Annotated in this window: 21 protein-coding genes, 2 tRNA genes and 3 rRNA genes; 11 read left to right on the forward strand and 15 right to left on the reverse strand. The window is 60.8% G+C overall.

Annotated elements, in window-relative coordinates:
• The 7 genes from LOY22_RS09080 to LOY22_RS09110 form a co-directional block, all read right to left on the reverse strand.
• Positions 1–366, reverse strand: coding sequence for a Na+/H+ antiporter subunit G (locus LOY22_RS09080; RefSeq protein WP_045202065.1), 366 nt, complete (start codon positions 364–366; stop codon positions 1–3).
• Positions 363–641, reverse strand: a complete 279-nt coding sequence (locus tag LOY22_RS09085) for a K+/H+ antiporter subunit F (RefSeq protein WP_038996132.1) — start codon at positions 639–641, stop codon at positions 363–365. The genes LOY22_RS09080 and LOY22_RS09085 overlap by 4 nt, the downstream gene beginning before the upstream one ends.
• The gene (locus LOY22_RS09090) at positions 638–1126 is read right to left on the reverse strand and encodes a Na+/H+ antiporter subunit E (protein WP_045202063.1); all 489 of its coding nucleotides are present in this window, start codon (positions 1124–1126) and stop codon (positions 638–640) included. Before LOY22_RS09090 ends, LOY22_RS09085 begins: the two co-directional genes overlap by 4 nt.
• Positions 1123–2808 (reverse strand): monovalent cation/H+ antiporter subunit D, encoded by a 1686-nt coding sequence (locus LOY22_RS09095; RefSeq protein WP_045202061.1) that lies wholly within the window; start codon positions 2806–2808, stop codon positions 1123–1125. The genes LOY22_RS09090 and LOY22_RS09095 overlap by 4 nt, the downstream gene beginning before the upstream one ends.
• Complete coding sequence (locus tag LOY22_RS09100) at positions 2805–3149, reverse strand: Na+/H+ antiporter subunit C (RefSeq protein WP_010224297.1); 345 nt, start codon at positions 3147–3149, stop codon at positions 2805–2807. The genes LOY22_RS09095 and LOY22_RS09100 overlap by 4 nt, the downstream gene beginning before the upstream one ends.
• On the reverse strand, positions 3149–6064 hold the full coding sequence (locus tag LOY22_RS09105; protein ID WP_213601946.1) for a monovalent cation/H+ antiporter subunit A: 2916 nt from the start codon (positions 6062–6064) through the stop codon (positions 3149–3151). Before LOY22_RS09105 ends, LOY22_RS09100 begins: the two co-directional genes overlap by 1 nt.
• 149 nt (positions 6065–6213) lie before the next feature.
• Positions 6214–7161, reverse strand: a complete 948-nt coding sequence (locus tag LOY22_RS09110; protein ID WP_258597151.1) for a DMT family transporter — start codon at positions 7159–7161, stop codon at positions 6214–6216.
• Positions 7162–7245: 84 nt separating this feature from the next.
• Here LOY22_RS09110 and LOY22_RS09115 point away from each other — a divergent pair, with 84 nt between their 5' ends.
• A complete protein-coding gene (locus LOY22_RS09115) occupies positions 7246–7809 on the forward strand; it encodes a helix-turn-helix domain-containing protein (RefSeq protein ID WP_093385117.1) in 564 nt (187 codons plus the stop codon).
• A gap of 21 nt (positions 7810–7830) precedes the next feature.
• Here LOY22_RS09115 and LOY22_RS09120 read toward each other — a convergent pair whose 3' ends face one another.
• Positions 7831–8388 (reverse strand): cysteine hydrolase family protein, encoded by a 558-nt coding sequence (locus LOY22_RS09120; RefSeq protein WP_258597154.1) that lies wholly within the window; start codon positions 8386–8388, stop codon positions 7831–7833.
• Between the two features lie 107 nt (positions 8389–8495).
• Here LOY22_RS09120 and LOY22_RS09125 point away from each other — a divergent pair, with 107 nt between their 5' ends.
• Both LOY22_RS09125 and LOY22_RS09130 read left to right on the forward strand, forming a co-directional pair.
• Entirely contained in the window at positions 8496–9476 is a 981-nt protein-coding gene (locus tag LOY22_RS09125) for a GlxA family transcriptional regulator (RefSeq protein ID WP_258597156.1), read from the forward strand.
• 78 nt (positions 9477–9554) lie between these two features.
• Entirely contained in the window at positions 9555–10979 is a 1425-nt protein-coding gene (locus tag LOY22_RS09130) for an FAD/NAD(P)-binding protein (protein WP_093385103.1), read from the forward strand.
• Here the strand turns inward: LOY22_RS09130 and soxR are convergent.
• Positions 10976–11440, reverse strand: a complete 465-nt coding sequence (soxR, locus tag LOY22_RS09135) for a redox-sensitive transcriptional activator SoxR (protein WP_093385099.1) — start codon at positions 11438–11440, stop codon at positions 10976–10978. The two genes, LOY22_RS09130 and soxR, sit on opposite strands and share 4 nt — an antisense overlap.
• Positions 11441–11528: 88 nt before the next feature.
• On the opposite strand from soxR, the gene LOY22_RS09140 reads away from it, so the two are divergent.
• On the forward strand, positions 11529–11906 hold the full coding sequence (locus tag LOY22_RS09140; protein WP_093385094.1) for an antibiotic biosynthesis monooxygenase: 378 nt from the start codon (positions 11529–11531) through the stop codon (positions 11904–11906).
• On the opposite strand, the gene LOY22_RS09145 is transcribed toward LOY22_RS09140, so the two are convergent.
• Both LOY22_RS09145 and LOY22_RS09150 read right to left on the reverse strand, forming a co-directional pair.
• Complete coding sequence (locus tag LOY22_RS09145; RefSeq protein WP_045202044.1) at positions 11889–12659, reverse strand: S9 family peptidase; 771 nt, start codon at positions 12657–12659, stop codon at positions 11889–11891. The two genes, LOY22_RS09140 and LOY22_RS09145, sit on opposite strands and share 18 nt — an antisense overlap.
• Positions 12646–13755, reverse strand: coding sequence for a DUF3182 family protein (locus LOY22_RS09150; protein ID WP_258597161.1), 1110 nt, complete (start codon positions 13753–13755; stop codon positions 12646–12648). The genes LOY22_RS09145 and LOY22_RS09150 overlap by 14 nt, the downstream gene beginning before the upstream one ends.
• Positions 13756–13975: 220 nt before the next feature.
• Here LOY22_RS09150 and LOY22_RS09155 point away from each other — a divergent pair, with 220 nt between their 5' ends.
• Together LOY22_RS09155 and LOY22_RS09160 are read left to right on the forward strand one after the other, a co-directional pair.
• On the forward strand, positions 13976–15136 hold the full coding sequence (locus LOY22_RS09155; protein WP_213601941.1) for a cysteine desulfurase family protein: 1161 nt from the start codon (positions 13976–13978) through the stop codon (positions 15134–15136).
• A gap of 56 nt (positions 15137–15192) precedes the next feature.
• Positions 15193–17004 carry an aminopeptidase P family protein gene (locus tag LOY22_RS09160; RefSeq protein WP_258597164.1) on the forward strand — a complete coding sequence of 604 codons (1812 nt, stop codon included), beginning with the start codon at positions 15193–15195 and terminating at the stop codon, positions 17002–17004.
• A 59-nt stretch (positions 17005–17063) separates the two neighbouring features.
• Here the strand turns inward: LOY22_RS09160 and LOY22_RS09165 are convergent, their stop codons facing one another.
• Complete coding sequence (locus LOY22_RS09165; protein WP_045202036.1) at positions 17064–17345, reverse strand: hypothetical protein; 282 nt, start codon at positions 17343–17345, stop codon at positions 17064–17066.
• Positions 17346–17530: 185 nt separating this feature from the next.
• Positions 17531–18418 carry a threonine/homoserine exporter RhtA gene (gene rhtA / locus LOY22_RS09170; RefSeq protein WP_258597166.1) on the reverse strand — a complete coding sequence of 296 codons (888 nt, stop codon included), beginning with the start codon at positions 18416–18418 and terminating at the stop codon, positions 17531–17533.
• 596 nt (positions 18419–19014) lie between these two features.
• Here rhtA and LOY22_RS09175 point away from each other — a divergent pair.
• The 5 genes from LOY22_RS09175 to rrf all read left to right on the forward strand — a co-directional run bounded on the left by LOY22_RS09175 (position 19015) and on the right by rrf (position 24161).
• Positions 19015–20551, forward strand: a 16S ribosomal RNA gene (locus LOY22_RS09175).
• Positions 20552–20636: 85 nt separating this feature from the next.
• Positions 20637–20713 (forward strand) — tRNA-Ile (locus LOY22_RS09180).
• 10 nt (positions 20714–20723) lie between these two features.
• A tRNA-Ala gene (locus LOY22_RS09185) sits at positions 20724–20799 on the forward strand.
• A gap of 222 nt (positions 20800–21021) precedes the next feature.
• A 23S ribosomal RNA gene (locus LOY22_RS09190) occupies positions 21022–23911 on the forward strand.
• A gap of 134 nt (positions 23912–24045) precedes the next feature.
• Positions 24046–24161, forward strand: a 5S ribosomal RNA gene (gene rrf / locus LOY22_RS09195).
• Together the 16S, 23S and 5S rRNA genes with 2 tRNA genes alongside form the textbook arrangement of a ribosomal RNA operon.
• 124 nt (positions 24162–24285) lie before the next feature.
• On the opposite strand, the gene queD is transcribed toward rrf, so the two are convergent.
• Positions 24286–24642 (reverse strand): 6-carboxytetrahydropterin synthase QueD, encoded by a 357-nt coding sequence (gene queD / locus LOY22_RS09200; protein WP_010226613.1) that lies wholly within the window; start codon positions 24640–24642, stop codon positions 24286–24288.
• A 49-nt stretch (positions 24643–24691) separates the two neighbouring features.
• A complete protein-coding gene (locus tag LOY22_RS09205; RefSeq protein ID WP_258597168.1) occupies positions 24692–25774 on the reverse strand; it encodes a patatin-like phospholipase family protein in 1083 nt (360 codons plus the stop codon).
• Between the last annotated feature and the right edge of the window lie 119 nt (positions 25775–25893).

The raw sequence follows: 25893 nt of genomic DNA on the forward strand, positions 1-25893 counted from the left end.
TCAGTTGCCGCGGTCGCGGCCACTGCTGACTTCTTCAGGTACATCATGCCCGGCCATGCGCTTGCGAAACAATGCAGCGCGCGCCAGCAGCAGGGTGGTGACCGGCACGGTGATCGACAGCAGGACCGGAATCAGCCAGGCATGCAGCACCGGTGACTCCTTGAGCATCGAGAAGTACAGGATCGAGGCCAGGGCCACGCACCAGGCGCCCAGGGTCGAGGCCAGTGCTGGTGGGTGCATGCGCTGGAAGAAGTCCTTCAGGCGAATCAGGCCGACCGCACCGCTCAGGGCGAACAGGCTGCTGAGTAGCAGTAACACGGCCACCAGCACCTCGACCCACAACGGCAGTTCATTGGCATTGATCATTCGATCACCTCGCCACGCAGAAGGAATTTGGCCAGGGCGAAGGAGCCGACAAAGCCGAACAGCGCGATCAGCAGCGCCCCTTCGAAATAGGTGTCGCTGGCGTAGCGGATACCCAGCACCAGCATCATCAGCATGGCCAGGATATACAGGTAGTCCAGTGCCAGGACCCGGTCCTGCGCCGAAGGGCCGCGAAACAGCCGCCACAGGGTCAGGGCCATGGCCAGGGCGAAGATGAACAGGCTGGCGAGAATGGCATTGGCAAGCAGGCCAGTCATTCGAAGATCTCCATCAGCGGGCGTTCATAGGTGTGCTTGAAGTGCTCGATGAACTGCGCCTCGTCATCCAGATCGAACACATGCAGCAAAAGCACGCTGCGATCCAGTGCCAGCTCCGACCAGATGGTCCCTGGGACCACCGTGGTGATCATCGACAAAGCGGCCAGGCCGTGGGCGTCACGCAGTTCCAGGGGAATGTGCACGAAGCGCGAGCGCGGCGGACGGCGCTTGGCCGACCACACGCCGCGGGCGACCTGCAGGTTGGACACCAGCACATCGACGCCGACCCGCAGGATCAGGCGCACGATGGTGCCCGGGCGGCGAATGCGTACCTGCAGCGGGCGCAGCGGCGCCATCAGTAGCGGCGCAACAACGCCGAGCAGGGCGCCCAGCAGCAGGTTGCCCGGGCTTACCGAGAGGTTCAGCAGCAGCCACAGCAGGCACAGCGACAGCGACAGCAGCGGGGCAGGGAACAGGCGCTTCATGGCTGCACCTCGGTGCTGGCGGCCAGGCTGGTCGGCCCCGGAATCGGTCGGGTGCCGAGCACGGCGCTGACGTATTGCTCGGGGTCCTGCAGGCTGGCGGCGGTGTCCTGGGTGTAGCGCAGCAGCGGCTCGGCGCGCAGGCTGAGCAGCACGCACAAGCCCAGCAGCACCACGATGGGGATGCACTCAAAGCGGCGCAGCAGCGGCGAAGGGCGCTCCTGCGGGGTCCAGAAACGCTGGATGCCAACGCGGGTCATAGCGATCAGCGAAGCCATGCCGGACAGTACCAGCAACGCCACCAACATCCAGCCGGCGACACTCAACGGCTGCTCCGGCGCCACACCCAGCCCTTGCGGGTTGAACAGTGCGCTGATCAGGCTGAGCTTGCCGATAAAGCCCGAAAGCGGCGGCATGCCGATGATCAGCAGGGCGCAGGCGATAAAGCTCAAGCCGAGGAAGGCCATGGTCCAGGGGATCACCTGGCCGATCACCGCTTTCTGTTCGTCATCGAGGTTGATGCCTTTGGGTGGGTGCAGCGACTCGACGGGCGAGGGCAGGCCGTCGCCTTCATCATCCAGGGGAATCTCGTTGGCCGAGCGCGAGCGCTCGATCAGCTCAGCCAGCAAAAACAGCGCGCACAGCGCCAGGGTCGAGCTGACCAGGTAGAACAGCGCGGCGGCGGTCAGGGTTGCCTGGCCGAAGCCGATGGCCGCCAGCAAGGTGCCGGCCGAGACCAGGATGCTCAGGCTGGCCATGCGCTCCAGGCGCTGCGCGGCCAGTATCGATACCGCCGCGCAGCCCAGGGTGGCGAGGCCGCCGTAGATCAGCCAGTCGCCACCAAAGAACGCCGAAGCACCGGCCTGTCCGGAAAACAGCAAGGTCCACAGGCGCAGTACGGTATAGAAGCCGACCTTGGTCATGATCGCGAACAGCGCGGCCACCGGTGCGCTGGCCGACGAATATGCCGGCACCAGCCAGAAGTTCAGTGGCCAGATTCCGGCCTTGGCCAGGAACGCCGTGGCCAGAATCGCCGCGCCGGCGTGTAGCAGGCCGCGATCGGCCTCTGGTACCAGCGGGATTTTCAGGGCCAGGTCGGCCATGTTCAGGGTGCCGGTGACGCCGTAGAGCATCGCCGCACCAATCAAAAACAGTGACGAGGCCAGCAGGTTGATGGCGATGTAGTGCAGGCCGGCCTTGACCCGCGCGCGCCCCGAACCATGCAGCATCAGGCCGTAGGAGGCTGCCAGCAACACTTCAAAGAACACGAACAGGTTGAACAGGTCGGCGGTCAGGAAGGCGCCATACAGGCCCATCAGCTGGATCTGGAACAGCGCGTGGAAGCTGGCGCCGGCGCGGTCCCAGCGGGCCATGGCGAACACCAGGGCGCTGACCCCGACGATGCCGGTGAGTACCAGCATCAGGGCCGATAGACGGTCGACCACCAGCACGATGCCGAACGGCGCCGGCCAGTTACCGGGCAAGTAGACGCCAATCGAGCTGGCCTGGCCCTGACCTTGCACCCATAGCAACAGGGTAATGGCGATACCCAGGCCGAGCAGGCTGGAGATCAGGTTGATGCGCGCCTTGAGCGGTCGGCGTTTTTCCCCGAGCAGCAGCATCAGCGCTGCGGTCAGCAACGGCAGCAGGATGGGTGCGGCGATCAGTTGGTTCATCGCACTCATTCGTTAGGCTCCCGGCCATCGACATGGTCGGTCCCGGTCAGACCGCGCGATGCCAGCAGCACCACCAGGAACAGTGCGGTCATGGCGAAGCTGATGACGATCGCGGTGAGCACCAGGGCCTGGGGCAGCGGGTCGGTGTAGTTGAGCAGATCCTGGGGCACGCCGTCCTTGATGATCGGCTCCTTGCCGATGAACAGACTGCCCATGCTGAAGATGAACAGGTTGACCCCGTACGACAGCAGGCACAGGCCCATGACCACCTGGAAGGTCCGTGGCCGCAGGATCAGCCAGACCCCGGAGGCGGCGAGCACGCCAATGGCGATTGCAATGACTTCTTCCATCAGGCGGCTCCTGCTTGAGTGGGTTTCTGTTGGCTGCCCGGGCGATGACCACGCACCGACTGGTGAGCCAGCGCGGTGAGGATCAGCAGGGTCGAACCGACCACCACGGTGAACACGCCGATATCGAAGAACAGCGCACTGGCCAGGTGGGTGTCACCCAGCAATGGCAAATGCAGGTGCGCGGTGTGGGTGGTCAGGAACGGGTAGCCGAGCAGCATCGCGCCAACCCCGGTGAGGGTCGCGCAGAGCAGCCCGGTGCCCATCCAGCGCAGCGGTCGCAGGCTCATCTGCGCCTCGACCCACTGGGTGCCGGCCACCATGTACTGGAGGATGAATGCCACCGACATTACCAGGCCGGCGACGAAACCGCCGCCTGGCTGGTTGTGGCCGCGCATGAACAGGTACATCGACACCACCAGGGCGATCGGCAGCAGCAGGCGCACCAGCGCCGCCGGCACCATCATGAAACCCAGCGCGGTGTCGGCCGCGTGGCGCGGGTTGACCAGGTCGGTGACCACGTCCGGGGCCAGCAGGCGCTGCTGCGCCGGCAACTGCATGCTCTCCTTGGGCGGGCGGAAGCGTCGCAGCAGGGCGAACACCGCCAGGGCCACGGCCACCAGCACGGTGATCTCGCCGAGGGTATCGAAGCCGCGGAAGTCCACCAGCATGACGTTGACCACGTTGCTGCCGCCACCTTCGGGCAAGGCCCGGCTCAGGTAGAACGAGGAGATGTCGTTGGGGGTCGGGCGGGTCAGCATGGCATAGGACAGCAGCGCCATGCCGCCACCGACGCCGACCGCCAGCAGCAGGTCGCGCAGGCGGCGCAGGCGTGCGCGCTCCTGGGTGCCCGGCAGCGGCGAGACGCCTTCTATCCGCCGTGGCAGCCAGCGCAGGCCGAGCAGGATCAGCACCGTGGTGACCACCTCGACCACCAGTTGGGTCAGGGCCAGGTCCGGGGCCGAGAACCAGACGAAGGTAATGCAGGTCATCAGGCCGCAGACACTGACCATGGTCAGCGCCGCCAGCCGGTGGTACTTGGCCTGCCAGGCAGCGCCCAGGGCGCAGGCAATGGCGATCAGCCAGAGCATGACGAACACACCCGAGCCCGGGATCTTCGGCCGGTCACCCCAGCTCAGGCCGCTGTGCAGCATCGGCAGCAGGCCGGCCAGCAGGGCGATCAGCACCAGCATGAACAGCTGCTTTTGCAGGCGCCGGGTGGTGAACACCCGTTCGAAACGCCGGGCGGTGCGCATGATCAGCACCTGGCCGTGTTCGAACAGGCGCTTGCCGTTGAAGCGCTCGATCAGCGGCGGCGACGGGAAACGCCCGAGCTTGAGCTGGTTGCGCAGCAGCAGGTAAAGGATGATGCCGCCGCTCATGGCGATCAGGCTCATGATCAGCGGCGCGTTCCAGCCGTGCCAGATCGCCAGGCTGTACTCGGGCAGGGTGCCGCCCACCACCGGCAAAGCGGCAGCGGCCAGCAGCGGGCCGACCGATTGCGCCGGGAAGATACCGACCACCAGGCAGGTCATCACCAGCAATTCGACCGGCGCGCGCATCCAGCGCGGCGGCTCGTGGGGCGTGTGCGGCAGGTCGGTGGCCGGCGGGCCGAAGAACACGTCGACGGTAAAGCGCAAGGCATAGGCAACGCTGAAGGTACCGGCTAGGGTGGCGATGACCGGCAAGGCCGCTTCGACCCAGGCGGTGGAGCTGATGAATACGGTTTCGGCGAAGAACATCTCTTTGGACAGGAAGCCGTTCATCAATGGCACCCCGGCCATCGCGGCGCTGGCGACCATGGCCAGGGTCGCGGTGAACGGAATGAGCCGGAACAGACCGCTGAGGCGGCGGATGTCGCGGGTGCCGCTTTCGTGGTCGATGATCCCTGCGGCCATGAACAGCGAGGCCTTGAAGGTGGCATGGTTGAGGATGTGAAACACCGCGGCGACCGCTGCCAGCGGGCTGTTCAGGCCCAGCAGCAGGGTGATCAGGCCTAGGTGGCTGATGGTCGAATAGGCCAGCAGGCCCTTGAGGTCGTTCTGGAACATCGCCGCAAAGGCGCCGAGCACCAGGGTGGCGGCGCCGGCGCCGCTGACGATCCAGAACCATTCCTCGGTGCCGGAGAGCGCCGGCCACAGCCGCGCCAGCAGGAATACCCCGGCCTTGACCATGGTCGCCGAGTGCAGGTAGGCCGAGACCGGGGTGGGCGCCGCCATGGCATGGGGCAGCCAGAAGTGGAAGGGGAATTGCGCGCTTTTGCTCAACGCGCCGAGCAGGATCAGGGGTAACAGGACGGGATACAGGGCATGGTTGCGAATCTGCTCACCGGCAGCGAGGACCTTGTCCAGGTCGTAGCTGCCGACCACATGGCCGAGCAGCAGTACCCCCGCCAGCAGGCATAGGCCACCCGCGCCAGTGACCATCAGGGCCATGTAGGCACCGCGGCGGGCGTCGGCGCGATGGTGCCAGTAGCCGATCAACAGGAACGAGAACAGGCTGGTCAGTTCCCAGAAGAATACAATCTGGATCAGGTTGCCGGAAATCACCAGGCCGAGCATGGCACCCATGAACGCCAGGAAAAAGGCAAAGAAGCGCGGTACTGGGTCTTGCGGCGACATGTAGTAGCGCGCGTACAGCGACACCAGGGTACCGATGCCCAGCACCAGCAAGGAGAACAGCCAGGCGAAGCCGTCCATGCGCAGGACCAGGTTCAGGCCCAGGCTCGGCAGCCACAGGAATTCTTCACGGATCACGCCGCCATGGGCGATCTGCGGGTACATCAAAGCGACCTGGACAGTGCCCACCAGGGCGACCAGTCCGGCCAGCAGCGATTCGCTGTTACGTGCGTTGTGCGGCAAGACAGCCGCCAGGCAGCTGCCGACGAACGGCAGAAGCAGTAGCACTATCAAGGACATAGATTTCTAATCTGCAGGAGTTTGTAAGGGATCATACGTGGCGACTGGTCGATCACCAACCCGCAAGCTGTCGCAGAATCCTACAAGAGCGCTGTATCAATCCTTTTTTTTATAACAGTTTTTTTCAAAGGATAGCCTGCATTTGTCGATCACAGACCCGGTTCGCGTTCTTCGGCGTGGGCCTCGAGAGTCGTCTGCTCTTGGTTACGGCGGCGAAACTTCAGCTCGCTGACCACCACGGCGACGACGATCAGCAAACCCCCAAGCAGGGCCACGCCTGGCAGGCGCTCGCCGGCAATGCGCCCGACGATGCCGGCCCACACCGGTTCACCGGCATAAATCAGCGTGGCACGGGTTGGCGAGACCGATTTCTGTGCCCAGTTCATCGCCACCTGGATCACCGCGCTCATCGCCCCCAGGCCCACGGCGCTGAGCAGCAACAGCCAGGAGAAGTCCGGCAGGCGCTCCTGGGTCGGTACCACCATCATGAACGACAGCGCCGAGGCGGTGGCCAGTTGCACGACGGTTACCCGGCGAACATCCACCTGGCCGGCGTAGCGGCTGATCAGGATGATTTCTGCGGCAATGGCTACGGCGCTGACCAGGGTGGCGATTTCCCCCGGACTGAACTGCAGCGAACCACCACCGGGGCCTGCCAGCAGCATCAGGCCGGCAAACGCCAGGCAGATACCCAGGCTTGGCATCAGGCCCGGGCGGCGGCCCAGCACCAGCCATTGCAGCAAGGGCACGAAGGGTACGTACAGGGCGGTGATGAATGCCGACTGGCTGCTGCTGATGGTTTGCAGGCCAACGGTCTGCAGGCCGTAGCCAAGCATGATCGATACACCGATCAACACCCCGGCCTTGAGTTCGGTAGCGGTCAGGCCCGGCAGCGAGCGGGCCGTCACCAGGCCGACGAACAAGGCCGCGGCGGCAAAGCGCAAACCGACGAAGAACATCGGCCCGCTGACCGTCATCACGTTATGCACCAGCAAAAAGGTGCCGCCCCAGAGCATAGTGATAAACACCAGCACCAGTTCGGCCTTGCTCAGCCGGAAGGAAACGGAAGGGCGTTCAGCGGAGTTCGTTGGGGTCATGGCCTTGCACACGGAAGAGGGTCGACGCACAATTGCGGCGAAAGTGGGCAGTATACTGCGCAACCCCTATTGATGAGCAATATAGTGCACAAAGATTCCCCTCAACGCGCCTCGGTGCTTCAGCATGTCAGCCAGAACATTCGTCGCCTGCGCCATGCTGCCCAGTTGAGCCAGAGTGCCCTGGCGCAAAAGTCCGGGGTCAGCCGGCGCATGCTGGTGGCCATCGAGGCCGGCGAAAAGAATGTCAGTCTGACTACTCTGGATCTGATCGCCGAAGCCCTGCAAGTTGCCTTCAGTGACTTGATCAAGGCGCCGGATAACCGCGACCCGAGCCGCATCAACGAACTGGCCTGGGCCGGTGTGCATCCCGGCAGCAAGGCCGTGCTGCTGGCAAGCTCCGCCGCCACCCGGGAGGTCGAACTCTGGGAGTGGCGCCTGGAACCCGGTGAGGTCTACCCCTGCGAGCCCGATGCCGATGGCTGGAGCGAGCAGTTGTTTGTGTTCGAAGGATGCCTGACCCTGGAGGTCGAAGGGCAGCAACAGCGGCTCAATGCTGGCGAGTTCTTCACCTTTGCCAGCAATCGCCGCTATGCCTATCGCAATGACGGCGAGGTGGCGACCCGCTTCGTGCGCAATGTGGTGATCTGAGCCCGCGGCGGGTCACGGCACTCAGCGCTTGGTGTCGGTCAGGTAGTGTTCGGTGGAAATCACCTGGGCGTAGGCGAAGGCCAGCGATGCCATAAAGGCTGAATGCACCTGCGCCGCCGGCACATTGATGCCGTTGAACTCCAGGGCGCGGGTCGCGCAGGCATCGTGAACCACGGTGACGCCATAGCCGTAATCGGCCGCCGCGCGGCAGACGGCATCGATGCACATGTGGCTCATGCTGCCGATCACCGTGAGTTCGCTGACGTTCTGCTCATCCAGCAACTGCTTGAGCCCGGTACCCAGGAACGAATTGACCCTGTGCTTGAGCAGCACCGGCTCGCCTGCGCGGCTGGCGGCCTTGGGGTGAATCTGCGCACCTTGCGAGCCCGGGGTGAAGAACGGCGCGTCTTCGGACTCGAACTCGTGACGTACATGCACCACCAGGTCGCCGCGGACGCGGGCGGCCTCAAGGATGCTGGCGGCGTTGTCGGCTGCCGCATCGGCACCATCCAGAGTCCATTTGCCGCCGGGGAAGTAATCGTTCTGGATATCGATGACGATCAGTGCCTGCTTGCTCATGTCAAAAGCCTCGTGTTGGGGAGTGGTTGTGGCGTGGTGATAGTTATAGGCTTGGACGATGCGCTTGCGGATTGGCGCGAACGACAAATTGGCGGGAAAAACTGACAATGGCAGCGGCGCAGGACACTCTGGAAATTGGCGTGCTGGTTTATCCCGGCGCGCAACTGGCCGCCGTGCATGGCCTGACCGATCTGTTTGCCGTGGCCAACCGCCTGCGCCTGGAGTTGGGGGCGCTGGAGCGGCCCGCATTGTGCGTCAGCCATTGGAGCGAGGGGCCTGATCAGCAACTGCAGGTAACCTTCGACACGCACCCAGGCAGCCTGCACCCGCTGCGGGCCATGATCATCCCGCCGAGCCTGACCCAGGCGCCCTCGCCCGAACTGCTCGATCGCTACTGTGCCAGCCTGCGTCAATGGCATGCGGACGGCGCGTTGCTGGTGTCGGTTTGCGTCGGGGTGTTCTTCATCGCCGCCAGCGGCCTGCTTGACGGGCGCCCGGCTACCACCCACTGGAATTTCGCGCAATCACTGGCCGAGCGCTTTGCGCAGGTGCAGGTCGAAGCCAACCTGCCGCTGCTCGATGACGGCGACATCATCACCTCGGCCGGGTTGATGGCCTGGACCGATCTGGGCCTGAAACTGGTCGAGCGTTTCCTGGGCGAAACCCTGGCGGCGGAGACTGCGCGGTTCCTGGCGGTCGAACGGGTCAGCGGCGGGCAGCACCCCGGCAGCGTCTTCAGCCCTCGGCTGGACCACGGCGACGAGGCGGTGCTCAAGGTCCAGCACTGGTTGCAGGGCAGTGGTGCGCGTGAGGTGTCGCTGGCGGCCATGGCCACGTGTGCCGGCCTTGAGCAGCGCACTTTCCTGCGCCGGTTTCGCAGCGCCACGGGCCTTAAGCCCACCGAGTACTGCCAGCAGGTCAGGGTCGGGCGGGCTTGCCGCATGCTTGAGTTCACCAACCGCTCAATCGACCAGATCGCCTGGGGTGTCGGCTATCAGGACCCGGGCGCGTTTCGCAAAGTGTTCTTCAAGGTCACCGGCCTTGCCCCCAGCGACTACCGGCGCCGACTCACCGCTGTGGTGGCTTGATCCTACTTTGGTACAGGCCGGGCTGCGCACCTGGCGTTTTGTTGCCTATTATCCGTTGCAAACAAGACGGAGAACGCCATGAGCGCCCCTGAACACCCCAACAACCCTGCGGCTGATGTGCTGATCATCGGCGGTGGCTTGAGCGCAGCGCTGCTCGCGGCGCAGTTGCTGCGCCAAGCCGGCCAGCGCCGTGTACTGGTCGTCGAGCCACGCGATGAACTGGGGCGCGGCGAAGCCTACAGCGCCACGCACCTGGGGCACACCCTCAACGGCAATGCCGCGCGCATGAGTGTCGACCCGGACAACGCCGATGACCTGAGCCAGTGGCTGGGCCAGCACATTGCTGCCGGAGGCTGGCCAGAGTCGGCCGCGCAAGGGGTACCGGTGACAGAGCTGTTTGCGCCTCGCGGGCTGTTTGGCGTGTATGTCCGTCAGCGCCTGGCCGAGGCGCAGGCGGTGGGTGCGCAGCAGGGCTCGTGGCTTGAGCATGTTCAGGCCGAGGCGCTGGACCTGGCGGTGGATGAACTGGGGCTCAGCGTAAGCCTGGCCGACGGTCGGACCTTGCGCGCCAGCCGGGCCGTCCTGGCCACCGGCATGTTTGCCGCCGCGCGTACTCCCCAACGCGGCGACAATGCTTTCAACAGCGCCTGTGTGGACCCCTGGGATATCCAGGCCATGCGGTCGATCAACCCGGACGGCCGGGTGGTCATTATCGGTTCCGGGTTGACCATGGTCGACGCCGTGGTGTCGCTGCAGGCAGCCGGCCATCGCGGCCCGATCGAGGTGTTTTCGCGCCACGGCCTGCTACCTCATGTACGTCGTCAACCGCCGGCATGGGAAGATTTTCTCGCTGCGGACCTGTCACTGCGCAGTCCATTGCAACTGCTGCGGGCCTTGCGCAATCAGTGCCGCTTGGCCCAGCAGCAGGGCATCGACTGGCAGGCGCCCCTGGACACCGTGCGCGTGCATATCGGCAGGCTCTGGAGCCAGGCCAGCGAGCGTCACAAGCGCCAGTTCGTGCGCCATGTGCGGCCCTGGTGGGAGAGCCATCATCATCGATCGCCACCGCCGGGAGCGGCATTGCTGGCGCAGTTGATCGAAGCAGGGCGATTGCGGATTCATGCGGCGTCGTTGCAAGGGGTCGAAACCGGCGCCGACCGCCTGCCGGTGGTCAAGCTGCGCTTTCGCGGGCAAACGCAGGTCGAGCGGATCAGCGCCGACGCCCTGATCAATTCCACCGGTATTGAGTACGACTGGCGCAGGGTGGCCCGGCCCTTGCCGCAGAATTTGCTGCAACGCCGGCTGATCCAGCCGGGGCCGCTGGCCCTGGGCATCGCCGCAAATGCCCAGGGCGCGGTGCAGGATGGCGAGGGCCGCTACAGTTCGCAACTGTTTGCCATGGGCCCGCCGCTGCGCGGGTTGTGGTGGGAGAGCACATCGGTGACCGACGTGGCCTTGCAGGCCAAGGCGCTGGCGCAGCTTCTGGCCGGCACGGGCCGTTAGTCGTCGTGTTCGGCGCCAGGCTCCAGCAGTTGCGGCCCGGGGCCCTGTTCGCCGAGCTGGTCGTCACAGTTGCGCAGCGGGCAGCTTTGCAGCGACATGCAGCCGCAGCCGATGCAGCCGTCGAGCTGGTCGCGCAGCACCATCAGCTTGTCGATGCGCCGGGTCAGGTCCTGGCGCCATTGCTCCGATAGCCGTTGCCAGTCCTTCACGCTCGGTGCACGGCCCACCGGCAGCGTTTGCAACGCGGCATGAATGGTGGCCAAGGGAATACCCAGGCGTTGCGCCATCTTGATCACCGCCACCCGACGCAGGGTTTCGCGCGGGTAGCGGCGCTGGTTGCCGGCGCTGCGGGTGCTGTAGATCAGGCCTTTGCTTTCGTAGAAATGCAGGGCGGTCACGGCCACGCCGCTGCGCGCCGACAATTGGCCGACGCTGAGGGCGCTCTGGGCGGTATCGGGCATGACAGGATTTCTCTTGACCTCTAGTTAACTCGAGGTTTTACCCTGCCTGCCATCGCACCGCAAGTGCAAAGGCAGAGGGAGTAGCTTCATGCTGGTTTCAGACAACAGCCTGTGTTTTACCCAGATGATCGAGTTCGAGGTGGCGCCGGATCGTCAACACGCGCTGGCCCAGGCGCTGGTGCTGCGCAGCGAGTACCTTGCCGTGCAGCACAACGGCCTGGTCGCTGCCAGTATCCAGGCCAGCGATGATGGCAGCCGGGTATTGCAATACCTGCAGTGGCGGTCACGTACTGCCTGGGAGGCTGCTGTCAGCAGTTTCGAGCAGGAGCCGTTCCTGCAACTGATTCGCCAGCACCAGGCCAGAAGCGTGAACTTCAATGCCTTCCAGACCCTCAGCAGCCTGGCGCGTACAGCCGAGCACGGGCTGCACTGCCAACTGCCTATGGACTCAGGAGTACCAGGGTGAATGATGCGGGTAGCGGTCAAGTCGCGCGCCAATGACCATTTCGCTGATCCAGGCACTGAGAATAGAGCTGTAGGCCTTCTGGCTGCGGTCGCTGGACAGCGCGTGGTCGGCGCCGTCGACGATCCGGTGGGTCAGCGAATGGGCACTGACGAAGGCTGAGCGGTAACTCATCAAGGTGCTGTGTGGCACGAAGTCGTCCTGTTCCGACTCCACCAGCAGCACATCGCCGGCAAACTCGGCGCAGGCGCCCAGTGCACGGTTGTCTGCCGGCGCGAGCGGGCGCTGACGGTAGTCGCTCAGACGCTGGCGGTCGAGGGCTTGTTTGGGCAGCTTCCATTCCTCATCCCAGTACAGCGCCGGCACCCGTAATGCCAGCCATTTGACCGGGCGCAAGGCCGTCAGCAGGGTCGCCAGGTAGCCGCCGTAGCTGCTGCCGATCAGGGCGATGGCGCTGCTGTCGACTGCCGGATGACTGACCAGCCGATCATAGGCGCCAACCAGGTCAGCGAGGTTCTGCTCGCGGGTAACGCTCAGGCGCTGGCTTTCGGTCTTCTCGTGGCCACGCAGGTCGAAGGTCATGCACACGCAGCCAAGGCCGGTGATCTGCTTGGCCCTGGCCAGGTCGCGTTGCTGGCTGCCACCCCAGCCGTGCACAAAGAGGATGGCGGGCACCTTGGCACTGGGGCTGACGATGGTTCCGGCGATGCTCTCGCCATCGACCGGAATCTCGATCGCTTCGCTATGGATGGTCATAGTCGCGGATCCGTGCGTATTTGCAGACTCGTCCGAGTTCACTGTCGTCCCCCTGATAGAAAATCGTCGCATCGGCGGGCAGCTCAGGCGCGTCGAAGGCTTCATGGGTGGAGGCGCGCACGCGCATCAGCGCCGGGTCAGCGGCAAACGCCTGCAGCGCCAGTACCTCGGCACTGCTGGCACCACCGATGCGCCAGGATTGTTCGAGCACGCCGCTGCGCAGCTTGCCCTGGCTGTTAAGGCCGCGTGCCACGTCATAGTTGCGCCGTGAGGCAATAAACCCAGGGAAGCTCTGCAGCGCGGCCTGTTCGTAGGTCCTGGCCTGGGTAATGGCCAGGCGCAGGTGATCTTCCAGTTGCAGTTGCAGCAGGTCGTCGTAGTCACCGCGCACCAGCACCAGGTCCGACCCGCCGTAGATCTCCTCGCCCTGATGGTCGCGGGTCAACTGTTGGGTGCCGTAGTAGCTGCAGAGGATGCCGGCGACCAGGGCCTGGCCGACGCTGAAGGTCTGCACCTGGCTGAGGTTCTCCTCCAGGGTCAGGCCCCAGAGGGCTATTTCCTGTTCATCCATGGCGCCCAGTGCCTGTTCCAGGCCTTTCATGTTGTCGATCACGGATTGCCCGCGGCCTGCGGTGGCGCGTACCGGCTTGAGGCGCAGGGGCCCCTCGCGCAACAGCAATTGTGCGGCGCGCAGGGCATCGTCGAGGCTAAAGACGCTGTAGCCACGAAGCAGCGCATCCTGGGCCAGCCGGGCGAAATCATTGCTCCAGCCCAGCGGAAAACGCGCATCGGCCGCAATCGGGTGGGAAATCGCCTTGGTGGCCATAAACGGCTGGCTGACCAGGCCGCCAAACAGATCGGTCGGTGCGCCAATGCCCATTGCCCGATAGCGTTCGGCACCGATCAGGGTTTCAGTGGGCAGGTAGTAGAAGTTCTGTTTTGCCGTCGGCGGCTGGGCAGGGCTGACCACCTCGGTGTGGAACAACTGCGCGAGCCGTTCGGCGAGCTTGAGGTGCACACTGTGTTCGTGTTCGGGTGTACTTTGACGGGTATCCAGCAGCACCACGCCTTGCTTGCGGTCTGTCGATCGGAGCATGGGCAGATCCTCCCTTGCCGGGCTGTACTGAATGTGAAGTCCATGAGTGGCAGAAGTTCAGGGTGAGTGACTGAAGGATGGTTTTTTAGGTTATATAAATATGAAAATTGATAATTTATAGTTCTATTGGTGGCTGGTGCACTATGGCGTTGCACTTTCCCTACACGGATTTAGGCAACGTCTGCTTTGCATGGCGACGACAACCAGAGAGCCTGCTGTCATGAACGATCTTCCGCTGTATTTCGACTACGCCGCCACGACACCGGTCGACGAGCGAGTCATCCAGGCCATGGTCAGCTGTCTGGGCGCCTCGGGCAATTTTGGCAATCCGGCCTCCAGCTCCCATTACTACGGGCAGAACGCGCGCACGGCCGTGGAGAATGCCCGTGCCCAGGTTGCCGGGCTGGTGGGGGCGCAGGCCGGGCAGATCGTCTGGACCTCGGGGGCGACCGAATCGAACAACCTGGCGCTCAAGGGCCTCGCCCAGGGGCGCCAGGGTGGTCACATCATTACCAGCCAGATCGAACACAAGGCGGTGCTCGATACCGTTCGCCAGCTTGAGCAAAACGGATTCGAGCTGACCTTGCTCGCGCCCGACGCCCAGGGCCTGATCACAACCGAAGCGCTTCGCGCAGCCCTGCGCGAAGATACCTTCCTGGTTTCACTGATGCTGGTGAATAACGAGCTGGGGACCGTCAACGATATCCCGGCGCTGGCCGAGGTTGTACGCCAGCATGGCGCCTTGCTGCATGTGGACGCGGCGCAAGGGGCGGGCAAGCTGTCGATCGACCTGGCCCGCTGGCCGGTCGACTTGATGTCCTTTTCCGCGCACAAGGTCTATGGGCCCAAAGGTATTGGCGCCTTGTATGTAGGAGAGCGCGCCAGGCCCTTGCTGCAAGCGCAGATCCACGGCGGCGGGCACGAAGGCGGGCTGCGCTCCGGGACGCTGGCAACGCACCAGATCGTCGGCATGGGCGAGGCGTTTGCCGTGGCCCAGGCGCTGCTTGACGACGAAACCCGGCGCATCGCTCATCTGCAGCAGCGCTTGCTCGATCAGTTGCTGAGCGTGCCCGGGGTGAAGCTCAACGGCAGTGCCGGGCAACGCGTCGCGCATACCCTGAGTCTTACCTTCGGCGGTGACGTTCCCGATTTTTCGACGTTGGCCCAGACCTTGGCATTTTCTTCGACCTCAGCCTGCAATTCGGCGAGCAATGCAGCGTCCCACGTGCTTCTTGCGCTGGGGCTCGAACCGCAGGCCGCGCGCCAGACCCTTCGCCTGAGCCTGGGCCGCTACACCCGGGCAGAAGACATCGACCAGGCAATCCGCGCGATAAAGGCCTCGTTACAATCACAACCCTTCTGGGCGGTTGCCCAGGGCTGAAGCCTGTTCCATTATCAGCGCCTATAACAATGGATGCCGTGGTAGCAGGAGTCAGCATGAACACTCAGTCTTCAACGCAGGAAGCGGTGAATACGCGCCTGGAACGTATTCGTGAAGTGATGCAGCGCGAAGGCGTCGATGCCCTGTTGGTGCCTTCGGCCGACCCGCACCTTTCCGAATACCTGCCCGGTTATTGGCAGGCCAGGCAATGGTTGTCCGGGTTCCATGGCTCGGTCGGCACCTTGATCGTCAGCGCCGACTTCGCCGGCCTGTGGGCGGACAGCCGCTATTGGGAACAGGCAGAAAAGGAACTGGCGGGCACTACCATCGAACTGGTGAAGTTGCTGCCAGGCAAGCCCGGTCCGCTGGACTGGCTGGCCGAGCAGGCCCCTGAAGGCGGCGTGGTTGCGGTCGACGGCGCGGTCATGGCCCTGGCATCTGCACGCCAGCTGGGCGAGCGGCTCAAGGCGCGCAACGTGCGTTTGTTAAGTGATAGGGATCTGCTCGGGCAAATCTGGGCTGACCGCCCGGCGCTGCCGGAAAACCCGGTGTACCAGCACCTGCCGCCCGAAGCCACGGTCAGTCGTGCCGAAAAACTGGCCAACCTGCGTCAGGCCATGGGCGAGCGTGGCGCCGACTGGCACTTCATCGCCACTCTGGACGACATCGCCTGGCTGTTCAACCTGCGCGGCAGTGACGTTTCCTACAATCCGGTGTTCGTCTCCTTTGCCCTGATCAGCCAAGGTCAGGCCACCCTGTTCGTCGCCCTGAACAAGGTCGACGAACATTTGCGTCATGTGCTGGAAGTCGACGGCATCAGTTTGCGCGACTATGCCGAGGTTGCCTCGGCACTGGCCGCGATTCCCGCTGGCGCCAGCCTGCTGATCGACCCGGCGCGAGTTACTAGTGGCCTGTTGGCCAATGCCGCCAATGGCGTTCGCCTGGTAGAAGGGTTGAACCCGACCACGCTGGCCAAGTCGCAGAAAAGCGCAGCCGACCTTGCACATATCCGCAAGGCCATGGAGCAAGATGGCGCGGCGCTGTGCGAATTCTTCGCCTGGTTCGAGGCGGCCCAGGGGCGCGGCGAGCCGATCACCGAGCTAAGCGTGGATGAACAGCTCAGTGCTTCGCGTGCACGTCGCCCGGGGTTCGTCTCGCTGAGCTTCTCGACCATCGCCGCCTTCAATGCCAATGGCGCCATGCCGCATTACCGGGCAACCGACGAATCCCACGCGCGCATTGAAGGCGATGGTCTGTTGCTGATCGATTCCGGCGGACAGTACCTGGGCGGGACTACCGACATCACCCGGATGGTGCCGATAGGCAACCCCTCTGTTGAACAAAAACAGGACTGCACCCGGGTACTCAAAGGTGTCATTGCATTGTCCCGCGCGCGTTTCCCTCGCGGCATCCTGTCGCCACTGCTCGATGCCATAGCCCGTGCGCCCATCTGGGCGGAGCAGGTCGACTACGGTCATGGCACAGGGCATGGTGTCGGCTACTTCATGAATGTGCATGAAGGGCCGCAGGTGATTGCCTATCAGGCCGCCGCCGCGCCACAGACCGCCATGCAGGCGGGAATGATCACCTCGATCGAGCCCGGTACCTATCGTCCCGGCGAGTGGGGCGTGCGTATCGAGAACCTGGTGTTCAACCGTGAGGCGGGCAAAAGCGCGTTTGGCGACTTTCTCGAGTTTGAAACCCTGACGCTGTGTCCGATCGATACCCGCTGCCTGCTGACGCAGCGATTGAGTAGTGAGGAGCGTGACTGGCTCAATGGCTATCACGCAGAGGTACGCAAGCGCCTTTCGCCATTGTTGGAGGGGCCTGCGTTGCGTTGGTTGCAGGTTCGTACGGAATCGATCTGATATCTAGACGGCAGTGACAGCAAGGGCGGCCTGTGGGCTGCCCTTGTTTTTTGATCAGCTTACTTGCAGATGACGATCATGCTGCGGCTGGTGTAGCCAGCAGGGTTGAGGCCAAAAGGATAGTCACCGGGCTCGGCATCGCCGTCACCTGAACGGGCAATGACTTTATAGCCTTTGCTGCCGCAGGAGGCTTCGGCCTTGGCGTAGCATTTGTCCCAAGATGAAGACAGGCCAGAGCAGTTGATGTGCAGGCCTTTCTTGCCTCGTTTGACTTCGGTGCTCGCCGTCGCCGCACACCCCGCGATGGCCAAAATGGCTAGGATGAGCAAAATTCGTTTCATTCCTGTCCTTAATGCGTACCGGGTCTACCGCCCGTGTCTAATTTCCCGTGCTTCGTCCCTGATGCCTCTTCGCGTCCCTGTCTTGTCAATTAGATATCTTTAAGGTTGACGTTATATGACAGCTTAAAGATGGTGGAAGTCCGGCACAATGACCAGCGTCTATTTAAATGCAAATATTTCTCAAATCAGTCAGCGGCAACCAGCGCCGGGCGTTCCTTGCGCAGTGACAGGGTGGCGCCAACTGAGGCGGTAATGATTGCGGCAATAGCCAGCCATTGCGCTACGGTCAGCACTTCGCCCAGGAACAGCAAGCCTGATAGTGCGCCGAACGCGGGTTCGATACTCATCAAGGTGCCGAAGGTCCGGGCGGGCATGCGTGTCAGGGCGACCATTTCCAGGCTGTAGGGCAGGGCTGTGGAGAGTATCGCAACGCCCAGGGCGATAGGCAGCAGTGATGGGGTGAGCAGCGCGCTACCGGCATGGGCTATGCCGATGGGGGCGACGAACAGCGCGGCAATCATCACGCCCAGGGCGGCGGTCTGGATGCCGTTCTCGGCACCGGCCTTTTGCCCATATAGAATGTACAGCGCCCAGCACACGCCGGCGCCCAGTGCGTAGCCTGCGCCAACCAGGTCGATGCTGGCGCTGGTCTGGCCGATCGGAATCAACAGCAGCAAACCAATTACCGCCAGGCCGATCCAGAGAAAATCCACGACCCGTCGCGACGCGTACAGGGCGACGGCTAGCGGGCCGGTAAACTCCAAGGCGACGGCAATGCCCAGTGGCACGGTGCGCAGCGACATATAGAAGAGGAAATTCATCCCGCCCAGGGCCATACCGTAGATGATCACGGTGCGCAGGGTGCTGGCACTGAGCCTGGCGCGCCAGGGGCGCAGCAGCAACAGCATGATGATGCTGGCAAAGATCAGGCGCAGGGTGGTGGTGCCTTGTGCGCCCACTACCGGGAACATGCTCTTGGCCAGCGAGGCCCCGGACTGGATCGAGGCCATGGCGATCAGCAGCAAGCCAATAGGGAAGAGAGTGGCGGCCAGGCTGCGGGGTTGGCTATTCATTGCGGGAGGGCATTCCTTATATAGGTACTAGCGCGGGCAGACTATGATGCGCAAAGGCCCAATAATGAGCAATATACTGCTCATTATTCTTTTGTTCGGGGTTTTCTGAATTAACCCTTGACGTCCGATTTAATCTCTCTATAATTCGCCCCACTTCCGGCGCAGTCTGAACTGAAAGCTCCTTGAGTTTCAAAGAGTTAGCGGTTCCAGGGTCATCCGGAGGGGCTTCGATCGAAAGATCGGCAGCGGTGAAAAAGGCAGTTGACAGCGGTTTGAAACGCTGTAGAATTCGCCTCCCGCTACGAGAGATCGCAGCGAGTCAAGTGTTTGAAGTGAAACGAAAAACTTCAAAATAAACGCTTGACAGGCTCTGAGGAAAGCGTAGAATGCGCGCCTCGGTTGAGACGAAAGGCTCTTAACCAACCGCTCTTTAACAACTGAATCAAGCAATTCGTGTGGGTGCTTGTGAGCTCAGACTGATAGTCAAAAAGATTATCAGCATCACAAGTGGCTACACGAAAATCGAAAGATTTGAAAGTAAGTCATTTGAGATTGCTGAGCCAAGTTTAGGGTTTTCTCAAAACCCAAGCAGTATTGAACTGAAGAGTTTGATCATGGCTCAGATTGAACGCTGGCGGCAGGCCTAACACATGCAAGTCGAGCGGATGAGAGGAGCTTGCTCTTCGATTCAGCGGCGGACGGGTGAGTAATACCTAGGAATCTGCCTGGTAGTGGGGGACAACGTTTCGAAAGGAACGCTAATACCGCATACGTCCTACGGGAGAAAGCAGGGGACCTTCGGGCCTTGCGCTATCAGATGAGCCTAGGTCGGATTAGCTAGTTGGTGAGGTAATGGCTCACCAAGGCGACGATCCGTAACTGGTCTGAGAGGATGATCAGTCACACTGGAACTGAGACACGGTCCAGACTCCTACGGGAGGCAGCAGTGGGGAATATTGGACAATGGGCGAAAGCCTGATCCAGCCATGCCGCGTGTGTGAAGAAGGTCTTCGGATTGTAAAGCACTTTAAGTTGGGAGGAAGGGTACTTACCTAATACGTGAGTATTTTGACGTTACCGACAGAATAAGCACCGGCTAACTCTGTGCCAGCAGCCGCGGTAATACAGAGGGTGCAAGCGTTAATCGGAATTACTGGGCGTAAAGCGCGCGTAGGTGGTTTGTTAAGTTGGATGTGAAATCCCCGGGCTCAACCTGGGAACTGCATCCAAAACTGGCAAGCTAGAGTAGGGCAGAGGGTGGTGGAATTTCCTGTGTAGCGGTGAAATGCGTAGATATAGGAAGGAACACCAGTGGCGAAGGCGACCACCTGGGCTCATACTGACACTGAGGTGCGAAAGCGTGGGGAGCAAACAGGATTAGATACCCTGGTAGTCCACGCCGTAAACGATGTCAACTAGCCGTTGGAATCCTTGAGATTTTAGTGGCGCAGCTAACGCATTAAGTTGACCGCCTGGGGAGTACGGCCGCAAGGTTAAAACTCAAATGAATTGACGGGGGCCCGCACAAGCGGTGGAGCATGTGGTTTAATTCGAAGCAACGCGAAGAACCTTACCAGGCCTTGACATGCAGAGAACTTTCCAGAGATGGATTGGTGCCTTCGGGAACTCTGACACAGGTGCTGCATGGCTGTCGTCAGCTCGTGTCGTGAGATGTTGGGTTAAGTCCCGTAACGAGCGCAACCCTTGTCCTTAGTTACCAGCACGTTATGGTGGGCACTCTAAGGAGACTGCCGGTGACAAACCGGAGGAAGGTGGGGATGACGTCAAGTCATCATGGCCCTTACGGCCTGGGCTACACACGTGCTACAATGGTCGGTACAGAGGGTTGCCAAGCCGCGAGGTGGAGCTAATCTCACAAAACCGATCGTAGTCCGGATCGCAGTCTGCAACTCGACTGCGTGAAGTCGGAATCGCTAGTAATCGCGAATCAGAATGTCGCGGTGAATACGTTCCCGGGCCTTGTACACACCGCCCGTCACACCATGGGAGTGGGTTGCACCAGAAGTAGCTAGTCTAACCTTCGGGAGGACGGTTACCACGGTGTGATTCATGACTGGGGTGAAGTCGTAACAAGGTAGCCGTAGGGGAACCTGCGGCTGGATCACCTCCTTAATCGACAGACATCAGCTGTCTTATGAGCTCCCACACGAATTGCTTGATTCATTGAAGAAGACGATATCGGTAACAGCTCTTAACTGGGTCTGTAGCTCAGTTGGTTAGAGCGCACCCCTGATAAGGGTGAGGTCGGCAGTTCGAATCTGCCCAGACCCACCAGTTTCTTGTTGGGGCCATAGCTCAGCTGGGAGAGCGCCTGCCTTGCACGCAGGAGGTCAGCGGTTCGATCCCGCTTGGCTCCACCACCCCTTGCTACCGTGTCAAAGCTTAGAAATGAATATTCGTATCGAATATTGATTTCTGAACTTTTTCAGAATCGTTCTTTAAAAATTTGGGTATGTGATAGAAAGATAGACTGGACAGCACTTTCACTGGTGTGTGTTCAGGCTAAGGTAAAATTTGTGAGTAATTACAAGTTTTCGGCGAATGTTGTCTTCACAGTATAACCAGATTGCTTGGGGTTATATGGTCAAGTGAAGAAGCGCATACGGTGGATGCCTTGGCAGTCAGAGGCGATGAAAGACGTGGTAGCCTGCGATAAGCTTCGGGGAGTCGGCAAACAGACTTTGATCCGGAGATCTCTGAATGGGGGAACCCACTCAGCATAAGCTGAGTATCTTGTACTGAATACATAGGTGCAAGAGGCGAACCAGGGGAACTGAAACATCTAAGTACCCTGAGGAAAAGAAATCAACCGAGATTCCCTTAGTAGTGGCGAGCGAACGGGGACTAGCCCTTAAGTGGCTTTGAGATTAGCGGAACGCTCTGGAAAGTGCGGCCATAGTGGGTGATAGCCCTGTACGCGAAAATCTCTTAGTCATGAAATCGAGTAGGACGGAGCACGAGAAACTTTGTCTGAATATGGGGGGACCATCCTCCAAGGCTAAATACTACTGACTGACCGATAGTGAACCAGTACCGTGAGGGAAAGGCGAAAAGAACCCCGGAGAGGGGAGTGAAATAGATCCTGAAACCGTATGCGTACAAGCAGTGGGAGCCTACTTGTTAGGTGACTGCGTACCTTTTGTATAATGGGTCAGCGACTTATATTCAGTGGCGAGCTTAACCGAATAGGGGAGGCGTAGCGAAAGCGAGTCTTAATAGGGCGTTTAGTCGCTGGGTATAGACCCGAAACCGGGCGATCTATCCATGGGCAGGTTGAAGGTTAGGTAACACTGACTGGAGGACCGAACCGACTACCGTTGAAAAGTTAGCGGATGACCTGTGGATCGGAGTGAAAGGCTAATCAAGCTCGGAGATAGCTGGTTCTCCTCGAAAGCTATTTAGGTAGCGCCTCATGTATCACTGTAGGGGGTAGAGCACTGTTTCGGCTAGGGGGTCATCCCGACTTACCAAACCGATGCAAACTCCGAATACCTACAAGTGCCGAGCATGGGAGACACACGGCGGGTGCTAACGTCCGTCGTGAAAAGGGAAACAACCCAGACCGTCAGCTAAGGTCCCAAAGTTATGGTTAAGTGGGAAACGATGTGGGAAGGCTTAGACAGCTAGGAGGTTGGCTTAGAAGCAGCCACCCTTTAAAGAAAGCGTAATAGCTCACTAGTCGAGTCGGCCTGCGCGGAAGATGTAACGGGGCTCAAACCATACACCGAAGCTACGGGTATCACTTAGGTGATGCGGTAGAGGAGCGTTCTGTAAGCCTGTGAAGGTGAGTTGAGAAGCTTGCTGGAGGTATCAGAAGTGCGAATGCTGACATGAGTAACGACAATGGGAGTGAAAAACTCCCACGCCGAAAGACCAAGGTTTCCTGCGCAACGTTAATCGACGCAGGGTTAGTCGGTCCCTAAGGCGAGGCTGAAAAGCGTAGTCGATGGAAAACAGGTTAATATTCCTGTACTTCTGGTTATTGCGATGGAGGGACGGAGAAGGCTAGGCCAGCTTGGCGTTGGTTGTCCAAGTTTAAGGTGGTAGGCTGAGATCTTAGGTAAATCCGGGATCTTAAGGCCGAGAGCTGATGACGAGTTGCCATTAGGCGACGAAGTGGTTGATGCCATGCTTCCAAGAAAAGCTTCTAAGCTTCAGATAACCAGGAACCGTACCCCAAACCGACACAGGTGGTTGGGTAGAGAATACCAAGGCGCTTGAGAGAACTCGGGTGAAGGAACTAGGCAAAATGGCACCGTAACTTCGGGAGAAGGTGCGCCGGTGAGGGTGAAGGACTTGCTCCGTAAGCCCATGCCGGTCGAAGATACCAGGCCGCTGCGACTGTTTATTAAAAACACAGCACTCTGCAAACACGAAAGTGGACGTATAGGGTGTGACGCCTGCCCGGTGCCGGAAGGTTAATTGATGGGGTTAGCTAACGCGAAGCTCTTGATCGAAGCCCCGGTAAACGGCGGCCGTAACTATAACGGTCCTAAGGTAGCGAAATTCCTTGTCGGGTAAGTTCCGACCTGCACGAATGGCGTAACGATGGCGGCGCTGTCTCCACCCGAGACTCAGTGAAATTGAAATCGCTGTGAAGATGCAGTGTATCCGCGGCTAGACGGAAAGACCCCGTGAACCTTTACTATAGCTTTGCACTGGACTTTGAATTTGCTTGTGTAGGATAGGTGGGAGGCTTTGAAGCGTGGACGCCAGTTCGCGTGGAGCCATCCTTGAAATACCACCCTGGCAACTTTGAGGTTCTAACTCAGGTCCGTTATCCGGATCGAGGACAGTGTATGGTGGGTAGTTTGACTGGGGCGGTCTCCTCCTAAAGAGTAACGGAGGAGTACGAAGGTGCGCTCAGACCGGTCGGAAATCGGTCGTAGAGTATAAAGGCAAAAGCGCGCTTGACTGCGAGACAGACACGTCGAGCAGGTACGAAAGTAGGTCTTAGTGATCCGGTGGTTCTGTATGGAAGGGCCATCGCTCAACGGATAAAAGGTACTCCGGGGATAACAGGCTGATACCGCCCAAGAGTTCATATCGACGGCGGTGTTTGGCACCTCGATGTCGGCTCATCACATCCTGGGGCTGAAGCCGGTCCCAAGGGTATGGCTGTTCGCCATTTAAAGTGGTACGCGAGCTGGGTTTAGAACGTCGTGAGACAGTTCGGTCCCTATCTGCCGTGGACGTTTGAGATTTGAGAGGGGCTGCTCCTAGTACGAGAGGACCGGAGTGGACGAACCTCTGGTGTTCCGGTTGTCACGCCAGTGGCATTGCCGGGTAGCTATGTTCGGAAGAGATAACCGCTGAAAGCATCTAAGCGGGAAACTTGCCTCAAGATGAGATCTCACTGGAGCCTTGAGCTCCCTGAAGGGCCGTCGAAGACTACGACGTTGATAGGTTGGGTGTGTAAGCGCTGTGAGGCGTTGAGCTAACCAATACTAATTGCCCGTGAGGCTTGACCATATAACACCCAAGCAATTTGAGCGAAAGCCAGATTGCGGTGTTGTGAAGACTGCACAGCCGAAGATTTGTAACTCACAAACATCACATACCCGATTCGCTGGAGTGTCTAACAAGACCTTCTGGCAACAGAATTTCTTGACGACCATAGAGCATTGGAACCACCTGATCCCATCCCGAACTCAGCAGTGAAACGATGCATCGCCGATGGTAGTGTGGGGTTTCCCCATGTGAGAGTAGGTCATCGTCAAGATTAAATTCCGAAACCCCTATCTGCATATGCAGGTAGGGGTTTTGTCTTTTCAGCGCCCAGCTGGATAAAATGCCAGCCAAAAAAAACCACCCCGCAGGGTGGTTTGTTCGCTTCCTTCGCCGACTCAGTCGCCGTAGTACTCGCAACCACTGGTGCAGGTCTCGTGAATGCGCACCTTGGACAGCTCTGGCAGCAGCGGCTTGACCTGGTCCCAGATCCACTTGGCGATCACTTCGCTGGTCGGATTCTCCAGGCCTGGAATGTCGTTCAGGTAGTTATGGTCCAGTTGTTCGTACAGCGGCTTGAAGATCGCCTTGATCTCGGAGAAGTCGCGGATCCAGCCGGTATGTGGATCGAGCGGGCCGGTCAGGTGCAGGGCAACCTTGAACGAATGGCCATGCAGGCGACCGCACTTGTGCCCTTCAGGCACGTGAGGCAGGCGGTGGGCCGATTCGAACGTAAACTCTTTGAAAATTTCCACGATATCTTGACTCTGTAAACCAATGCTGGCTGCCAGTTTACCAGCATGGTTACTTCAGTGGTTGCAGATGCGTGTGCAGCTTGCCGGTTTCTATCAGTTCGAGCAGCTCGTCGCCCAGGCGCTGGCTTTCAGCCATTGCCTTGTGCCAATAACGCTGACGGCTGCCCGCATCGCCCATGAAGCGCTTGAAATCGCTACGATCCGGCAGCTTGCCGTAGGGCAGGCTGGCCAGGTACTGCGGCGAAGGCGCAAGCAGCAGCACATTGCGCAAGCGCTGGGTATCCCCACGGCGCCACGGCAGGGCCTTGTCGAACCAGCCGGGGATGACCCTGTCGGTGAAGTGCGGGTAGAGCACCAGGTCGTCGCCGGAGTAGGGCAAGTCGAGGTGATAGTCCAGCAAGCCGCCATCTCGATAGGTCCCCTGACCGACACCCGGAATATCGCGTACGCCTTGCATGACCATCGGGATCGACCCCGAGGCCAGCAGGCCATGGCGCAAATTGGCAACATCCAGTGGCAGGCAGCGCGAGGGGAAGTCCGTCAGTGGCTGCAATGGCGGAGCGCTGCGGGCGTCGTGCAAGATGATTCGCTCGAAGTGCCGCGACAGGCGTGCACGGCCAATCAGGTTGTCAGCGATGACCGATGACAAGCCCATGCCCAGGCGCGCGTGGTGATCGTCAGCAAGCAGGCCATGGCTTTTGACCACCATGATGTTCAGGCGGTAGCCCGGGCTTGCGAGTATCTGTGCGTCGCGGTTTTCGAGCAGTTTATCGAGCATGCGCTCGCAGCTGCGGCTGACTTCGGCCTGGGTCACGCCCTTGGCAAAGTCCTGTTCGGTGTACAGCTGGCCCAGGCGCTGCAGGGCCTGGGCGGGGTTGGGCAAGCAGGCGCTGGCAAAGCGCCAGGAGCCGATGGATGCGCCGATCAACGCCCGCTCACGAGGTGCGCTGGGCAACCAATGGCCGAACAACGCCAGGTCCAGGCCTTGTATGCCGAGGGCCTTGGGCCCCCCAGCTGCACCCGGCAGCACACCCACATCGGCAGCCTGTAATCCACGCTCGCGGATGCGCTGCAAGGCGCGATTGCCGGCCTTGAGCGTCAGCGCCGGGTACTTGATATGGATTGCACTCATACGGGCCTCGCTGTCTTGAGCCGGTAATTATAAAGAACAGCGCTCCGGAAGTGGGGCAGGGCTGCGCTATCATGTCGCCAGTTGTTTTCAGCTTCAATTAAGTTCGGTTGGGTACTCTA

Source organism: Pseudomonas sp. B21-035, from assembly GCF_024748945.1.
Lineage (GTDB): Bacteria > Pseudomonadota > Gammaproteobacteria > Pseudomonadales > Pseudomonadaceae > Aquipseudomonas.

Coding starts and splice junctions, on each gene's coding strand:
- LOY22_RS09080 (WP_045202065.1), bottom strand. CDS start 366: ATGATCAATGCCAATGAACTGCCGTTGTGGGTCGAGGTGCTGGTGGCC.
- LOY22_RS09085 (WP_038996132.1), bottom strand. CDS start 641: ATGACTGGCCTGCTTGCCAATGCCATTCTCGCCAGCCTGTTCATCTTC.
- LOY22_RS09090 (WP_045202063.1), bottom strand. CDS start 1,126: ATGAAGCGCCTGTTCCCTGCCCCGCTGCTGTCGCTGTCGCTGTGCCTG.
- LOY22_RS09095 (WP_045202061.1), bottom strand. CDS start 2,808: ATGAGTGCGATGAACCAACTGATCGCCGCACCCATCCTGCTGCCGTTG.
- LOY22_RS09100 (WP_010224297.1), bottom strand. CDS start 3,149: ATGGAAGAAGTCATTGCAATCGCCATTGGCGTGCTCGCCGCCTCCGGG.
- LOY22_RS09105 (WP_213601946.1), bottom strand. CDS start 6,064: ATGTCCTTGATAGTGCTACTGCTTCTGCCGTTCGTCGGCAGCTGCCTG.
- LOY22_RS09110 (WP_258597151.1), bottom strand. CDS start 7,161: ATGACCCCAACGAACTCCGCTGAACGCCCTTCCGTTTCCTTCCGGCTG.
- LOY22_RS09120 (WP_258597154.1), bottom strand. CDS start 8,388: ATGAGCAAGCAGGCACTGATCGTCATCGATATCCAGAACGATTACTTC.
- LOY22_RS09125 (WP_258597156.1), top strand. CDS start 8,496: ATGGCAGCGGCGCAGGACACTCTGGAAATTGGCGTGCTGGTTTATCCC.
- LOY22_RS09130 (WP_093385103.1), top strand. CDS start 9,555: ATGAGCGCCCCTGAACACCCCAACAACCCTGCGGCTGATGTGCTGATC.
- soxR (WP_093385099.1), bottom strand. CDS start 11,440: ATGCCCGATACCGCCCAGAGCGCCCTCAGCGTCGGCCAATTGTCGGCG.
- LOY22_RS09140 (WP_093385094.1), top strand. CDS start 11,529: ATGCTGGTTTCAGACAACAGCCTGTGTTTTACCCAGATGATCGAGTTC.
- LOY22_RS09145 (WP_045202044.1), bottom strand. CDS start 12,659: ATGACCATCCATAGCGAAGCGATCGAGATTCCGGTCGATGGCGAGAGC.
- LOY22_RS09150 (WP_258597161.1), bottom strand. CDS start 13,755: ATGCTCCGATCGACAGACCGCAAGCAAGGCGTGGTGCTGCTGGATACC.
- LOY22_RS09155 (WP_213601941.1), top strand. CDS start 13,976: ATGAACGATCTTCCGCTGTATTTCGACTACGCCGCCACGACACCGGTC.
- LOY22_RS09160 (WP_258597164.1), top strand. CDS start 15,193: ATGAACACTCAGTCTTCAACGCAGGAAGCGGTGAATACGCGCCTGGAA.
- LOY22_RS09165 (WP_045202036.1), bottom strand. CDS start 17,345: ATGAAACGAATTTTGCTCATCCTAGCCATTTTGGCCATCGCGGGGTGT.
- rhtA (WP_258597166.1), bottom strand. CDS start 18,418: ATGAATAGCCAACCCCGCAGCCTGGCCGCCACTCTCTTCCCTATTGGC.
- LOY22_RS09205 (WP_258597168.1), bottom strand. CDS start 25,774: ATGAGTGCAATCCATATCAAGTACCCGGCGCTGACGCTCAAGGCCGGC.